Source organism: Virgibacillus sp. Bac332 (genome assembly GCF_003667785.1).
GTDB lineage: Bacteria > Bacillota > Bacilli > Bacillales > Amphibacillaceae > Virgibacillus > Virgibacillus salarius.
In genome coordinates this window covers 2,859,997-2,874,767 of record NZ_CP033046.1, presented here as the reverse complement: position 1 = coordinate 2,874,767, position 14,771 = coordinate 2,859,997, and the positions used below count along the sequence as shown (strand labels likewise).

Annotated in this window: 13 protein-coding genes and 1 riboswitch; of the genes, 3 read left to right on the top strand and 10 right to left on the bottom strand. The window is 38.2% G+C overall.

The genetic code is table 11. The annotated features are described in order from the left end of the window. Positions 1–25: 25 nt before the first annotated feature. From D9782_RS13620 to D9782_RS13600, 5 genes are all read right to left on the bottom strand, one after another. Positions 26–241 carry a hypothetical protein gene (locus D9782_RS13620; protein WP_121605022.1) on the bottom strand — a complete coding sequence of 72 codons (216 nt, stop codon included), beginning with the start codon at positions 239–241 and terminating at the stop codon, positions 26–28. Between the two features lie 563 nt (positions 242–804). Beyond that, the gene (locus tag D9782_RS13615; protein ID WP_026680714.1) at positions 805–1,785 is read right to left on the bottom strand and encodes a zinc-binding dehydrogenase; all 981 of its coding nucleotides are present in this window, start codon (positions 1,783–1,785) and stop codon (positions 805–807) included. A gap of 40 nt (positions 1,786–1,825) precedes the next feature. After that, positions 1,826–2,773 carry an ArsA family ATPase gene (locus D9782_RS13610; RefSeq protein WP_121605021.1) on the bottom strand — a complete coding sequence of 316 codons (948 nt, stop codon included), beginning with the start codon at positions 2,771–2,773 and terminating at the stop codon, positions 1,826–1,828. Positions 2,774–2,795: 22 nt separating this feature from the next. Beyond that, positions 2,796–3,053 carry a cory-CC-star protein gene (locus D9782_RS13605; RefSeq protein ID WP_121605020.1) on the bottom strand — a complete coding sequence of 86 codons (258 nt, stop codon included), beginning with the start codon at positions 3,051–3,053 and terminating at the stop codon, positions 2,796–2,798. Between the two features lie 387 nt (positions 3,054–3,440). Continuing rightward, on the bottom strand, positions 3,441–5,177 hold the full coding sequence (locus D9782_RS13600) for a carbon starvation CstA family protein (RefSeq protein ID WP_121605019.1): 1,737 nt from the start codon (positions 5,175–5,177) through the stop codon (positions 3,441–3,443). Between the two features lie 277 nt (positions 5,178–5,454). Between D9782_RS13600 and D9782_RS22960 the strand changes: the two genes are divergently transcribed. Then, positions 5,455–5,592, top strand: a complete 138-nt coding sequence (locus D9782_RS22960) for a hypothetical protein (RefSeq protein ID WP_162986402.1) — start codon at positions 5,455–5,457, stop codon at positions 5,590–5,592. A 295-nt stretch (positions 5,593–5,887) separates the two neighbouring features. On the opposite strand, the gene D9782_RS13595 is transcribed toward D9782_RS22960, so the two are convergent. Beyond that, positions 5,888–7,318 (bottom strand): hypothetical protein, encoded by a 1,431-nt coding sequence (locus tag D9782_RS13595; RefSeq protein WP_121605018.1) that lies wholly within the window; start codon positions 7,316–7,318, stop codon positions 5,888–5,890. Between the two features lie 112 nt (positions 7,319–7,430). Here D9782_RS13595 and D9782_RS13590 point away from each other — a divergent pair, with 112 nt between their 5' ends. Next, positions 7,431–7,781 carry a YflT domain-containing protein gene (locus D9782_RS13590; protein WP_026680709.1) on the top strand — a complete coding sequence of 117 codons (351 nt, stop codon included), beginning with the start codon at positions 7,431–7,433 and terminating at the stop codon, positions 7,779–7,781. A gap of 511 nt (positions 7,782–8,292) precedes the next feature. Here D9782_RS13590 and thiT read toward each other — a convergent pair. From thiT to D9782_RS13575, 3 genes are all read right to left on the bottom strand, one after another. Next, positions 8,293–8,862 carry an energy-coupled thiamine transporter ThiT gene (gene thiT, locus D9782_RS13585; RefSeq protein WP_121605017.1) on the bottom strand — a complete coding sequence of 190 codons (570 nt, stop codon included), beginning with the start codon at positions 8,860–8,862 and terminating at the stop codon, positions 8,293–8,295. Positions 8,863–8,970: 108 nt separating this feature from the next. Continuing rightward, positions 8,971–9,073: riboswitch (TPP riboswitch) on the bottom strand. Positions 9,074–9,332: 259 nt separating this feature from the next. Next, on the bottom strand, positions 9,333–11,117 hold the full coding sequence (locus D9782_RS13580; protein ID WP_121605016.1) for a M3 family oligoendopeptidase: 1,785 nt from the start codon (positions 11,115–11,117) through the stop codon (positions 9,333–9,335). 142 nt (positions 11,118–11,259) lie between these two features. After that, complete coding sequence (locus tag D9782_RS13575) at positions 11,260–11,517, bottom strand: phage holin (protein ID WP_121605015.1); 258 nt, start codon at positions 11,515–11,517, stop codon at positions 11,260–11,262. Between the two features lie 270 nt (positions 11,518–11,787). Between D9782_RS13575 and D9782_RS13570 the strand changes: the two genes are divergently transcribed. Continuing rightward, on the top strand, positions 11,788–12,324 hold the full coding sequence (locus D9782_RS13570; protein ID WP_121605014.1) for a YceI family protein: 537 nt from the start codon (positions 11,788–11,790) through the stop codon (positions 12,322–12,324). Between the two features lie 415 nt (positions 12,325–12,739). Here D9782_RS13570 and D9782_RS13565 read toward each other — a convergent pair whose 3' ends face one another. Further along, positions 12,740–14,767, bottom strand: a complete 2,028-nt coding sequence (locus D9782_RS13565) for an iron ABC transporter permease (RefSeq protein ID WP_121605013.1) — start codon at positions 14,765–14,767, stop codon at positions 12,740–12,742. Between the last annotated feature and the right edge of the window lie 4 nt (positions 14,768–14,771).

Genomic DNA, 14,771 nt, shown 5'->3' with positions numbered 1-14,771 from the left:
AGATTTACGCTTCCTCTAGTAGCTATTATGGAATAATAGCTACTGCTTGCTTGACCACCACTCCGGCTGCCCACTTCCCTTTCCGTGGGGTTTGTCCTTCAGCTAACTTTTTTAGCAAAACCCGCTCAAAAAAGTGGATCTTCAGGTCAAACATTTCCCACAGGAGTTGAAGTGGCCGGCCTTCGCTATTATCAGTCTCTACAACGCTAGCATGAAGCAACACAGCTGCTTTTATACTCACGGATAGCGATTTTCACTTTACCCATTGTAAAAAAAGTCAACCTATTTCTTATGACAAGAATTGTTGCACCTTCTCATAGCGGAGACTAATTACGTAGACTCCTGCGGGATTAGCGCGAGCCGAAAATCCACTTTGCAACGTGTTCTTCTTTGCAAAGTTAGTTGAGGCCGTGCCCGCGGAAAGCGAAGTAATTAGTCGGAGCATTGCCCAATATACATCCAACATTTCAAAATAACTACTTGGCTTAACGCAGTCATTGCACTGATTTTATACTTTCTTAACTTAGAACAAAAGCGCAAGCGCTCGAATAGAAACATAGCGACTTGGGCGAGTCAACAGATATAAAGAAATCACGGTGTGCTTGCAAGACGATGATGACTTAGATTAGGGCGAGTGATTTGTGTAGCCGCCTCGTTTCTGGGCACTGGAGCTAGACATGGCTCAACATGCCCATTTATCCACATGGGTTAATTTTATAAATTCCTTCATTTCCTAGACTATTAAAAAACAGGCTCGCAGCATATTGCAAGCCTGTTTTTTAATAGTTACGATTTATTCCCTATTTACGTAAGGTTAATCGCTATTTTACCAAACTGCTTGTTTTCCTCTAAATGATCAAACGCCTTTTGAATATTTGACAATGAGAACGTGCTATCTACGATTGGGTGTACATTATATTGCACAATATGATTAAGCATAGCACGAAGCTCCTCTCTACTCCCCATCGTCGAACCTAGTAATTGATATTGACCATAAAAGAATTCCCGCAAATTCAGATGAATCATGTCTTCTGTAGTTGCTCCAAAAACTACCATTCTCCCTCCTTTTCTTAATACTTCTAATGAACGTTGAAAGGTTGCCCGTCCAACACTATCTATAACAAGGTCAACCGTTTCATCGGCTAAAGCCTCCGTCCAATTAACATCATTACTGAGCGTAATATCTGCTCCCAATGCTTTTGCCTGCTGTAATTTCTTTTCACTTCGAGACGTTACAATAACCTTTGCTCCCATATTCTTTGCAAAGGAAATAATAAATGTTGATACGCCACTACCAGCCCCCGTAATAAATATAGTTTCGCCTTTCTTTATTTGTCCCTTTGTGACTAATGCGCGATATCCTGTTAATCCAGAAAGCGCTAAAACGCCGGCTTCTTCCCAGGAAAGATGTTGTGGCTTGTCTTCTAATTGCGCTGCGTCTATGGCAATCTTTTCAGCGAACGTACCATGATCAGGCATACCTAAAATGTCAAATCCCTGAGGCGGAGCGTCACTATTAGCCTCCCATCGTAATGCAGGATTGATAATAACCTCATCACCTGGTTGAAAATGGTCTACTTCATCACCTACCTGCTCAACTATACCTGCTCCATCTGATCCTAATATTAAAGGCTCTTTCTTTCCTTTTCTTCGGTTAGGAATATACAAATCACGGCGGTTTAATCCTGCTGTTTTTAAAGAAACTACTACCTCAGTGCCTTTTGGGACTGGGACACTCATTTCACGTATTAACAGTTTTTCATCTTCATGTACAAAACCCTTCATCATTAGTCGCTTCTCCCCTTCTACACATGTATTACCATTGCTAGCTAAATAGTAAATCGTGCTTTTGATAGTATGAACCAAATAATTCTAGTTGCTGTATATCTATAATATCATGAGAAAATAACGGAACATAGATCTTTTCCTGGCTAGGAAATGTACATTCGATCTGATGTACATACTTTTGCTCATATTCCTTACGTTGTATCAAAAATTCACCATCAGCTTGCTCTGGTAACAATTTATTTATGATTAATGTTTTCACATGTAAATGATATTTTTCAAGTAATTGAATTGCTTTCTTTGTTTCCACAATCGGTAGTCGCTCCGGGTTGAGAACAAATATAAAGCTTGTATTAGCTTGATCTAAAAGCAGTTCTCTAGCCTTAGAAAAACGCTTCTGTCGTTGGCTAAGTACATCATATATTGGATCTTCGACAGGATCGCCATCATTTAAAAGCTGACTATAATTCTGATTTGTTTTCCTCCTTCGCTGTAATAATCCATCTATCCAAATGCCCATAAGTTCAGGAAGGGTAAGAAGTCGTATTGTATGACCAGTAGGTGCTGTGTCAACTATTAAATGATCATAATGATCCTGTTCATCAATAATTATAGAAATAAGTTTGTTAAATAACGCTGATTCATCTGCACCAGGAGAAGCTTTAGCTGTATCTAATTGCCGATTCACTTCTTCAATCATCCCAGCATGCATCATCTTTTTAATATTTTCCTTTACACCCATTATATAGTTGTTCGTTTCTTTTTCAGGATCAATTTCGATAGCAGATAATAATCTAGTGATTTGGGTTATTTGCCCGCCAATTTCCCGTTTGAAAATATCTCCTAGATTATGAGCAGGGTCTGTAGAAATGAGCAAAGTTTTCTTGTTTAATCTTGCAGCTTCCCATGCAAGTGCTGCTGCAGATGTAGATTTACCCACTCCCCCTTTTCCGCCAATAAATACAATCTTATTTAGTAACGTTGCCATTTGAATCTCCTTTTGATTTTTATTAACAGCACCGAATACCGGATAAAGGTGATTTTTCCATCCCCATTCGCAAATGCCAATCATGAAAATTCTCCACTATGTACGGATAGAGTTCTAATGTATAATAGTAGACTGGATTAGGAATGCCAATCATTTCTGAATATAGTAGTAAGAGAAACACATCATCTTCTTGCCTAAGTTCTCGGGCGATTTCTTGACGATGGGGCATGCTAATCATTTCCTCATACCATTGAATGCACCGCTTCCAATGTTTAAACATGTAATCACTCCTTCACCGAAAAAGGGGCTGTCAAAAAGTGAAACTTCAATCAGTGGAGGTTTTGTTTATCCCCCACGAATGGGATCAGTACCACAAGGGTATGACCTAAAGACCTTTGAAACCATCGGACATTTACTGGCAGTCAATCCCTCACTTACCTATGTTGTTTTTACTTGATTGCTTGAAGTGGGGGTCTTACTGCCAGTTATATGTGGGATAAAAACTAGCCCTTTTCCAACATGACTGAATTGTATTCCCTTCTAACTGCTAGGCTCTCCTGCAATCTCTCTTCAGAGGATTCACACACACGCTCACGCTTCCAACAGATGTCTCGTATATTCCAGTTACTTTAATCTAGGCGATTTTTTATAGAAGACACGCCCTTCATTAATTGTCATCATCCAATGGTTTCCCATCGTTTCCTCTCAATACAGAGAATGCAGTTATACTTATCCAAAGTGCAAATATAAAGATAATTGCACCAAAAATAAATAATAATATATCAGGAGATGAGCCTAACCACGACCATTCAAATAAAACCTGCTGGAACATCGCATAAAGTGTCATAAACATTAAGAACACCATTGGTATGAATACAACTGCATAGTTTCGCCCTAATCGTTTCAACCAAACTGCGATAAGCATCAAACTAATCCCTGCCAGTAACTGATTGGCTGTACCAAATAGTGGCCAAAGTTGATAACCTCCAGACCCAAATCCTTTCGGACCTTCTGGTAATAATACAAGCGCAGCACTCGATGCAACTGCCACAGTTGTTGCCACATGTGTCCGTGTTAACACTGGAAGATTATACTCACTACCTAATTCAGCAATGATGTAACGCATGAGTCGAACAGAAGTATCTAAAGTCGTAGCTGCGAAACTAACGACAATAATCGATACAATCGTAACTGCTACATCTGGAGGAATGGCAAGTCCCCCTGCCAGAACAGCGGCCCCTTCAACAAAGGTACCAAGTCCAGAAGCATTGGCATCAGAGAAGCTGCTATAGGTAGCCATAAATTCATCGGTACTAGCAAAAAAAGTAGCAACAGCAAGAATCGATACTAATGCTAATATTCCTTCACCTACTGCTCCTAAGTAGCCTACAAATCTCGCATCTGTTTCCCTATTCAATTGCTTTGACGATGTTCCTGATGTAACAAGTCCATGAAAACCTGAAATTGCCCCGCATGCTATCGTAATAAATAATAAGGGAAGCCAAGGTGTATCTGGGTTAGCATTCGTAGCTGGAGCAGTTATTTCTGGGTTAGTAAATAATAATCCTAAGTAAAGAATTCCTAGTCCCACTACAAGCTGATGTGAATTAATAAAATCTCGTGGCTGTAATAATTTCCAAACCGGAAGTGTTGAGGCAATATAGACATAAATCATCAAAATGACGATCCAAATTAAAAATGCCGAAGAAACCGCTCCTAAACCAAATAAACCAGCTCCAGCTTCACCACCCATATAATGAACGAGATCAAATTGAAGAAATTCTACCTTACTAGCAACAATTGCAGTTAAATACATAATTGCTAATGCTAACACGGATGGAATAAGCATTTTTCTGTTTCGTTTATATACAGCATAACCGATCCAGATAGCTAATGGGATTTGAATAAATACAGGAAGCACACTTGCTGGGTAAGATATAAATAAATTTGAAATTACCCATGCAAAGACCGCATTGACCATTAACACTAGAATTAAAATGATAAATAAAAACAGTATCTTCGCTCGTTGACCAATTAAACGATGTGCTAATGTACCTACAGATTGACCTTTATTTCGTACTGACAAGACCAATGTTCCAAAATCATGCACACCCGCAGCAAATACAGTTCCAAGTATTACCCACAGAAAAGCTGGCAGCCATCCCCAATAAACGGCAATTGCCGGACCCAATATTGGTGCAGCACCAGCAACCGAAGTAAAATGATGCCCCCATAGTACGAATTTATTTGTGGGAACAAAGTCCACTCCATCACTGTAACGATGTGCTGGTGTCACATAGGTTGGATCAAGTTTAAAAATTTTTTTCGCTACAAAACGAGAATAGTAGCGATAACCTAATGCAAAAACGATCATACCTATTAATGCAACTAAAATACCTGACACTTCTTTATCCCTCCTTTATCAAGTAAAGACCCGTCCAATTTTAGCACGTAATTTTTTTAAGACGTATCTGTATGAGAATATGTGAATACGCTTTATTTTAGTACTGTCTTTCTGCTTTTACATGATTCATTCAACCCTTATGTATGGTTTAAAAGGTAATCCCTTATTTATACAGGAAGGATATTTAATAAGGGACCACCTTTTTATTTGAGTCCATTCATACAATTTATAAAACGTGAAACTTCCATCCGTGGGGAGGTTGTTTATCCCCTACTGATTGTTAGTACCACAAGAGTATGACCTAAAGGCCTTTGAACCAATCGGACATTTACTGGCAGTTGATCTCCCTCTTACCTATATTGGGTTCACTTTATTGCTTGAAGTGGGGGCTTACTGCCAGTTATATGCGGGATAAAGTGAAACTTCCATCCGTGGAGGAGGTTGTTTATCCCCCACGGATGGTTAGGTGAACCAATCGGACATTTACTGGCAGTTGACCCCCCACTTATCCATTTTGGGTTTACTTTATTGCTTGAAGTGGGGGCTTACTGCCAGTTATATGCGGGATAAAGTGAAACTTCCATCCGTGGAGGAGGTTGTTTATCCCCCACGGATGGTTAGGTGAACCAATCGGACATTTACTGGCAGTTGACCCCCCACTTATCCATTTTGGGTTCACTTTATTGCTTGAAGTGGGGGCTTACTGCCAGTTATATGCGGGATAAAATAACTACAGCTACAATTGTTGTAATGACTAATCCTACGATAACAGGTATAAAGTTTTTACGTACTAATTCCATTACCGATACACCACAAAAACCAGCAATAGCGATTAAAGAAGACCATGCAACGAGCGTACCACCACCAGTCCATATCGAACCCATTTGCCCTATTGCTGCAAGGGTGGTTGCATCAATGGAACCGTTTTGTAATGATGCCGCTAGAGAACCAGTAAGTGGAAGCCCTGAAAAACCAGAGCCATCAAGCCCTGTAATAATACCAATAAGCAAAACGCTGAATCCAGCTAACAATGCACTTTGTGGAAGATATTCTTGAATCGATTGAACGAGATCAAATAGGAATGCAGGTGAACGCTTCTCCATACCTAAAATAGCTCCTGCAAAGTCTGAACTACCTAAAAAGAAAAATCCAGCAATTGGAATAACCGGACCCATTGCCTTAAAAGCAAAAACAAATCCATCTGTTATATGTGTTGTTATATAATCGAGCGCATGCTGCCTACGAAATGCAATGGTCGATAATAATAGCAAGATAACTGCAACACCACCAATAAATGCTGCTCCATCTCCTCCTTCTAATCCGCTCATTCTTCCTGTATTAAGCTTTTCATAAACCATGTAACTAACGACACCAGTTAATGCCAGAGGGACAAGAATAGCAAATAATTTACTCCATACACGTAGTTCATTCGTATGTTGACTTTGTGTATACTCCTTTGTTGTTTGAATGTTTTCAAGTTCTATGTTGTTTCGCACATCCTCCTTCGATCGAATTGTTTTTCGATACATTATATAAGCAAGCATAATAGCAATACCACCTGTTATAAGTGACAAAATAAGTGCTTGATCGGCAACCACAGCTGTTTCTACTCCTGCTGAGGTAGCAGATAAATTGGGGGCAACTTGCACAATATAATCAGAGGAAAGTGCCATTCCTTGACCAGCTATTGCTATTGCTACTGCAGCCGTAATTGCTGGTAGACCTGCTCGGATTGCAGCGGGTACCAAAAGCGCACATATTAGGGGTACTGCTGGTGTTGGCCAAAAGAATAGAGATATCAAATAGGTAGCAATAACTAAAACAAAATAAGATATATGACCATTTACCATTATTTTTTGTATTGGCTGAATCATTCGTTTATCTGCACCTAAATCACGTAATGAATTTAATAACGCGAGCATAAAGGTGATGATTAAAAAAATACTAAATAGTTCTTGTGCTGCTACAAGATTTGCATGAAATATTGCGGTAAATCCAGCAATTAGACTACCTTTATAAACCCACGCAATAATAAATGTACCAAATAACGTTGGTAATACGATTCCCTTCCGCATGACCATTGTGCCTATAATTAGTAAGGTAAACAAACCATATAAAATATGGGATATTGAAAGCTCCACGCCAACCTCTTCCTCTCCAATGGATGTGCTATAGCCTATGCAATTCGTACATGTTTAGTTCTTCTAGCGTTGGGTATGATAATAATGAAAGATTGATAAGGAGGTAATTTTAATGAAACCATTTATAAAAGAATATACAAATGATCAGCAATTAAAGGAAGCTATTCAAATACTAAAGGATAAAGGTATTCATAAAGAAGATGTGTATGTTTTATCCCATGATGATGATCGAACAAACCGAATAGCTGATGGTGCGGATGCGAATACCATAGGAATAAGGGAAATGGATATTGGACATGCCGTTGGTAATCTTTTTAGTACACAAGGTGATGAACTAAGAACGAAATTAACCGAAATAGGATTCTCTCAAGCAGAAGCTGAAAACTATGAGGAAGATATGGATGAAGGAAAAGTACTCTTGATTGTAACTAACCATGAGGAAGTTAATAGGTATTTACAATAAAAGCATAAATCTCTACTATACAGTAGTTTTTCATAATTAAACGTTTTAATCTGTCAGTAAGAAAAAGATAACTTGCTTATGATAGGCAAGTTATCAATGCTGTTTCACCAATTCTAATTGGGTGAAGCAGCTTTTCTCATAGTCTAGGAAGAAAATATAAAATTTACCCATTTGGATAAATAGGGGCGTGTTGAGCCGCGTCCAGCTCCAGCGCCCAGAAACGATGTGACTTCACAATCGCCCGCCCTACGAGCTGACTAGCTCCAGTCGCTACGTTTCTAATGCGCTTTTGTTATGAAATAAAGATAATAAAGAGCTTGGGAAAAAACAAAATATTTCTTACTCTGAATAATCATTTTATCAGTCTCGATAATAATTGCCGCAATTGATTAAGCTTGATTTCACCTCTCACTATAACTCTAAACTACTAAATAGAAAATAGTGGGCAAAATCCTCGAGTCAATAACTACCCACTAATCTTCGTATATTTATTATGAGGAAAACTCCTAGATTAAGCGGACATACGTAATAGTGTACGTGGTTGTTTTTGAAATAAAAAGAACACAAGAACCGTACTTAATATAAAGCCAGGTAACATGTACGATCCGTTATATAGCAACGAGTATAACCATACAGGCTGACCTTCTGGCGCAAATTCACCAAAGAATACAATCCCTCCAGTGAAATGGGCTAAAAAGCGTAAAGCTGATCCTAAAAACACGCCTACAGCAATATAATATAGGCTTGTTTTCGTTTTTCCTTCTTTAACTACTGCTTGGACAGGTTTTGCAAAAATTCCTGCAAAACCTAATACGGTAAACGCAACAATATAATCTAAGAACCCTTGTAGGGGTACGAAGACTGTTGGCCCAAATAATAATTGTAATCCTCCCAACAGCAATCCAGCTAATAAACCGCCCTTGACCCCCCAGCGAAATGCGACAATAAAAATCGGTATCATCGCAAAGGATATGGAGCCACCTTGAGCCCAAACCTTAAATGATAAAAATGGTATAAAATCCAATAAAAATGCAAAAGCTGCAAAAATGGCTACTTCTACTAAAAATAATGTGCGCCTCATATCTTTCTCCTCCCCTTTTTTATGCAGTTAAGTAACTTATCCATACAAAAAAAGCAATGCCAAGGGGAAGACTTCCTGATGGGGAATCTGCTCACATTACTTTTCTGTCCATCAAAAAAGCCACCATCCCTACGCTAGTACTAACTAACAGGTTCAAAGGGTAAGAACAGTTATGTTCACTCTCAGCCAATTGGCTCCCCCTGTAGGCTTCTAACTTATATTTGCTTCTTTTGTCTTACTGTTTAGTGAAACTTCAATCAGTGGGGGTTTTTGTTTATACCTCTGATTGAGAGATAAACTAATCAGACATTTACCGGCAGTCGATTCCCCCACTTACCAATAATGGTTTCACTTTATTCCTTGAAGTGGGGTTCTTACTATCAGTTACATGTGGAATAAATAAGAAACTACTTTTCACTGCCTATTTACTACAAGTATTGTACATGACATATCGTAAAAACACAACAGCGTTACAACGAAAGATATTCGTCAACATCATTGACACATAATTGAATAGCAGCTTCCCAGAATTCAGGCTTAGTTAAATCTGTATCCAAATGTTTTTTAGCAAGATCCTCTACGTTCATGCGACCAGTATCCCTTAAAAGCGAAATATATGCATCTTCAAAACTATCTTCGTTTTCTTGTGCTTTTGCATAGATACCTAGACTGAAAAGATAACCAAATGTATAAGGGAAATTGTAAAATGGCACCCTTGTTATGTGAAAATGTAATTTAGATGCCCAAAAATTAGGATCATACTCCGATAATGCATCACAATATGCCTCTTTCTGTGCTTCTATCATCAAATCGTTTAATCTTTTCACTGGCACTAATCCTTGTTTCCTTTCTTCATAAAAACGCCTTTCAAAGATAAAACGGGAATGTATATTCATAAAAAAAGCAATGCTCCGCTGAATCTTATCCTCTAATAAACTTTTCTTTTCCGCAATCGAACGTGCGCTTTTTACCGACGCATCTGCAACAACCATTTCAGCAAATGTTGACGCTGTTTCAGCAACATTCATTGCATACCGTTGATTAAGTCCATTTACATCATTCATTACATGTTGATGATAAGCATGCCCTAACTCATGAGCTAACGTTGCAATATTAGATGAAGTACCTGAATAAGTCATAAAAATGCGTGTTTGCTTACTATCAGGGAAACTTGTACAAAATCCTCCCGGACGCTTATTTGGACGATCCTCAGCCTCAATCCACCTATTTTCAAAGGCCATTTTCGCAAAATCAGCCATTTGGGGACTAAACTGAGTAAAATGTTCGACAATAAAGTCAGCTCCTTCTTCAAACGACGAAGTCTTAACCACTTTGTTTACTGGTGCTCCAACATCATAAATACTTAGTTTGTTAAGTCCAAGTAGTTTGGCCTTGTTCATAAGATACTCTACAAAGGGATGCTTATATTTTTTTATTGCAGTCCACATCGCATCTAATGTTTCTTTTCTCATACGGTTCAAAGCCAATGGTTCTTGCAAAACTTCATTCCAATTTCTATGCTTATATGTTTGTAAACGAAAGCCAGCTAGGTGGTTTAATGTTTGACCAAATAAACTAGCGTTATTCTTCCAAGCTTTATCTAGCTGTTGAAACACTTGCTTACGATATGAACGGTTTGGGTGTGTTAGTTTATTTGTAGCCTGCCCAATAGAATAGCTTTTCGTTTCCCCATCCTCTACCATATCTACACTCATATTTCCTATAATCACATCGTACATTTGTCCCCAAGCGTGATATCCATCAATTGCCAGATCATTGATAAGAACCTCTTGATCTCGCACCAATTGTTCGTTTGCATGATTTCTAAATTCTTCTAACACATATGCTACATCAACTAAATCCTCACTTTTTACAAGTTGGTCCCATACTATGTCAGGAATGTCGACTAGTTTTTGTTCAAATGTCGTTTGAATCGTATCCATTTCGGCTTTTATTTCATGGCGTCTACTGACTAATAAATTTGCTTTCTCGTCTTTAAGATTCTGTGCACTTAAACAGCTTATAAAAGCAAATGCTTCTCGTACTTTCTTCATCGTTGCTTCCAATTGTTTAATAAGTAACACTAATGTTTCTTTATCTCCGTCTCGTTTCTTAGGAGAAAAGTAAGATACCGTGTTAAAAAGGTTTTTCATTTCTTCCTGTGTGGATTGTAAATATGTATGAAATGCTTTTGAGTCACTACCTCCGGGAAAAATCACGTCTAGATCCCATGTAGGATGTAACGTCTGTTCCATTAAATCGCCCCTCTATTTAAAATTAAATTAATCACCCTAACTACATATTATAACAAAAATAAGAATATTTTCATTAGAAAAACAATTGTTCTAATAATCTCATGTAATACAGTGGGAAGGATATTCCCACTGCTACATTAACTTAACTTTTCTTTTTTCTTTTACTTGCTGATGTTAGCCCATTTTCCTTAATTAGCTGCTTTTGCTTCATCCCTATACTTGTAACGTAATTATTCTTAAACCACGCTATTAATGAGGTAACGATTGTAAAAATTGCTGATACTGTGTTCTCAAGCAGTTCACTATCTATTGGTAATGGCGACCTTCCAAAAATAACTAAAAATTGATTTGTTAAGGCAATTACGAGTGCGATGGTTCTAGCTATTGTCCCTTTATCCATTTTAATCCCCCCTCCAACGATGGAAGTTTTTCATCCATTAAGATTTTTTAACATATCTACCTACTATTAGTATTTTCATTTATTCCTTTATTTGGAACGGCTTTAGAGTAAATCACGCTATAGTCTACATCGTGTTTTATCTTTATCTATTAGGGAAAACCAGTACTGAAATAGGTTCTAAAATTGTTACTTGACAACATTAATTTATTATTTTATACTAAGTTACATAAAGTAATTAAAGTGATAAATTTAATAATTGGAGGGATTTACATGGGTAAAACTGTTTGGAATATAGACACTGTTCATAGTGAGATTGGTTTTTCAGTAAAACATATGATGATTTCAAAGGCAAAAGGTTCATTTAATAATTTTAATGCGGTATTTGAAGCTGATGTGGATGATTTAACAGGTTCTAAGCTGGAAGTTACCATTGATGTAGGTAGTATTGATACGCGTAATAAGGATCGTGACGATCACTTACGTTCAGCTGACTTTTTCGATGTTGAAAACCACCCAAATATGACATTTGTTGCAACCGACATCCATAAAAAGTCTGGAAATAATTATGAAATTACAGGTGATTTAGCGATTCGTGGAACGAAAAAACCAGTAACGCTAAATGTTGTTATGGAAGGTCAAAGTAAAGATCCAATGAGTGGTAATATTGTTGCGGGCTTTAGCGGAGAAACTACCATTAATCGTAAGGATTTTGGTCTAACATGGAACGCAGCATTAGAAACAGGTGGCGTCCTAGTTGGTGAAGATGTAAAAATTCACTTTGAGATAGAAGCACATAAGCAAGCATAGTAGTCTGAAGCAGTACCTTCAACAAGAAAGTACAATGGCTGTCGTTAAAATGTCTCGACAGCCATTTTTTATGCAGAATATATTCACTACATTAATTTGTTAAGGAGATTTGGACTTTTTTCGATAGGAAGCGAGTGATTTTAGCCCGACATTGGCAGAACAAAAGTGCAAGCGACTGGAGCGAGTCAACGAAGATAAAGGAATTACGGTGAGCTTGCGAGCCGATGATAACTTAGCTTAGGGCTATCTGTGAAGTCGCATCGTTTATGGGCGCTTGCGCTTGACGCAGCTCTACACGCTCATATATCCATATGGGCTAATTTTATAATTTCTTAGACTATAAAAAAAGGCTTGTAAAGAAACAAAGGGATTTCTTTACAAGCTCCTGCTTCAACAAGAAGTATAGATCTTTTTTTTAAGAAGCTCTTTTCTTCATAAGCCATAAGAAATATGGTGCGCCGATAATTGCCACCAAAATGCCTGAAGGAATCTCATTTGGAGCTAACAACGTCCTGCTTAATAAATCTGCAATGACAAGTAAAAGTCCTCCTATAAGCATGGTAACTGGTAACAATCGTGTATTAGAAGGACCTACTAACAACCTCGCAAAATGAGGAGCAATTAGCCCAACAAAACCAATTGTACCAGTTGCTGCAACACTGCAAGCAGCTAAAATAGTAGCGATTAACGCTAATTGAAATCGGGATGACGTCACTCCAAGACCCAATCCTTTTGCTGTTTCATCCCCAAGTGCTAGGGTGTCTAACAAACGGATTCGCACTAGAAGCAGCGGGAATAATAAGACGATTGGCCAAATAAGATAACGAAATAACTCTACCCAACCCTTCGCATAGGTTGATCCTGATAACCACGTCAATGCACCTGCCACACCTAATTCTGCTCGAACGACAAGAATTTGAATAATTGCCGAACCAAAAGCTGAAATACCAATACCTAATAAAGCTAAGATCGTCGGTTGGAATTGAGCACGGATTGCAAATAACATTACGAAAATAAAGAATACTAAAGAACCAATCATAGCTCCCACAGGTATCCATATTGCTGATACACCAAAGACATACATCGTCAATAGAGCACCTACACCCGCTCCAGAAGTTATTCCAATTACAGACGGATCAGCTAACGGATTTCTGAGAACACCTTGAAAAATTAATCCACTAACTGCTAATACCATTCCACTAGCTAAAGCCACCAAAGCACGTGGCAATCGTAAATCAAGAATTAAATTTTTCATGAATTCATTTTCCCCAGCAAATAAAGCCTGGAATGATACAATTGGTTCAATACCATAATTTCCAGAAGCTAAACTAACTAGGATACCTAAAGTGATCAACCCGATTAACACAGGTAGTAAAATCTTCATGGAAATACCAATAGTAGACTTCCCTGGAATAATAGAAGTTGAATCACCACTGTAGTTTGTTTGTTTCATACGAAATACTAAATAAATTAACCACGGTGCACCTATTAAAGCTGTTATAGCCCCCACAGGGAGTTCTGAAAACGATGGATCGATTACACGGGCCACGACATCTGCCGCCAGCAAGACATTCCCACCCCAAATAAATGAGGCAATGAATAATGGGATATGCCTACGATAACCAATCAATTTAACGATATGTGGCGCGATTAAACCAACGAATCCAATCGGCCCAACTACGCTTACAGTTACTGACGTTAATAAAACGGCTGCTAAAATGGAAATAAACTTCACTGTCACTACCTTTTGCCCTAATGAGGTTGCCACGTCATCTCCTAAGGAAAGCGTATCTAATCTCATACTAACTAGTGCAATTCCTAATAAACCAACTATTATAATGGGCAATGAAAATTGAACCCCGTCCCAACCATTTTGAACCAACGTCCCTGATCCCCATAGAAATAAGCCGGCTGTTTCATTTTCATAAAACAATTGCAATACACTTGTTAGAGAAGAAAATAAAAAGGTAACGATCATGCCAGCCAATACCATTCGTACAGGTGTTGCACTATTCCCTCCGGATAAGACATAAACAATTAAAAAGGTAATTATACCACCGATAAAGGCAACGATCATACCTCCCCCAAACAAAGCACCAGGTAAAAAGACAGTTGCCACAACGACTGAAAAATATGTTCCAGAGTGTATACCTAAAGTGCTGGCGGATGCTAAAGGATTCTTCGTTACTGTTTGTAAAACAACCCCAGCAACAGCTAAGGCTCCTCCAGCAATAACTCCCATAGCTGCACGTGGTAGCCGGAGATAACGAACGGTATGATGTTCTAAAATATCCTGAGGAGAAAAAATAGCTTCTATCACTGTATGTAAAGGAATCGATACACTACCTTGATTAATATGTAAGAACGTTAGGATACATAAAAGTGCGGCTCCTCCTCCAAAGGTAAGAACCGCTCTCATCGTATTTTTAAAAGATGTATTCATGCTA

Excerpts from the sequence above, each read along its gene's own strand:
- D9782_RS13615 (WP_026680714.1), bottom strand. The coding sequence starts at position 1,785 with ATGAAGGGTTTTGTACATGAAGATGAAAAACTGTTAATACGTGAAATG.
- D9782_RS13610 (WP_121605021.1), bottom strand. The coding sequence starts at position 2,773 with ATGGCAACGTTACTAAATAAGATTGTATTTATTGGCGGAAAAGGGGGA.
- D9782_RS13605 (WP_121605020.1), bottom strand. The coding sequence starts at position 3,053 with ATGTTTAAACATTGGAAGCGGTGCATTCAATGGTATGAGGAAATGATT.
- D9782_RS13590 (WP_026680709.1), top strand. The coding sequence starts at position 7,431 with ATGAAACCATTTATAAAAGAATATACAAATGATCAGCAATTAAAGGAA.
- thiT (WP_121605017.1), bottom strand. The coding sequence starts at position 8,862 with ATGAGGCGCACATTATTTTTAGTAGAAGTAGCCATTTTTGCAGCTTTT.
- D9782_RS13580 (WP_121605016.1), bottom strand. The coding sequence starts at position 11,117 with ATGGAACAGACGTTACATCCTACATGGGATCTAGACGTGATTTTTCCC.
- D9782_RS13575 (WP_121605015.1), bottom strand. The coding sequence starts at position 11,517 with ATGGATAAAGGGACAATAGCTAGAACCATCGCACTCGTAATTGCCTTA.
- D9782_RS13570 (WP_121605014.1), top strand. The coding sequence starts at position 11,788 with ATGGGTAAAACTGTTTGGAATATAGACACTGTTCATAGTGAGATTGGT.
- D9782_RS13565 (WP_121605013.1), bottom strand. The coding sequence starts at position 14,767 with ATGAATACATCTTTTAAAAATACGATGAGAGCGGTTCTTACCTTTGGA.